The sequence below is a fragment of the Mesobacillus sp. MER 48 genome (assembly GCF_023714225.1).
Classification (GTDB): domain Bacteria; phylum Bacillota; class Bacilli; order Bacillales; family Cytobacillaceae; genus Mesobacillus; species Mesobacillus oceanisediminis_A.
In genome coordinates, this window is the sequence record NZ_JAMAUR010000052.1 from 1 (window position 1) to 255 (window position 255).

The 255-nt window shown below is 57.6% G+C and carries 1 rRNA gene; it reads right to left on the reverse strand.

What is annotated here, in order from left to right:
* Window positions 1–255, reverse strand: a 16S ribosomal RNA gene (locus M3593_RS23870); the annotation flags it as partial.

The following is a 255-nucleotide window of genomic DNA, read 5'->3' on the forward strand; positions in this document are numbered from 1 at the left end:
ACGCGGCGTTGCTCCGTCAGACTTTCGTCCATTGCGGAAGATTCCCTACTGCTGCCTCCCGTAGGAGTCTGGGCCGTGTCTCAGTCCCAGTGTGGCCGATCACCCTCTCAGGTCGGCTACGCATCGTGGCCTTGGTGAGCCGTTACCTCACCAACTAGCTAATGCGCCGCGGGCCCATCTGTAAGTGACAGCCGAAACCGTCTTTCAGCTTTCCCTCATGTGAGGGAAAGGATTATCCGGTATTAGCTCCGGTTT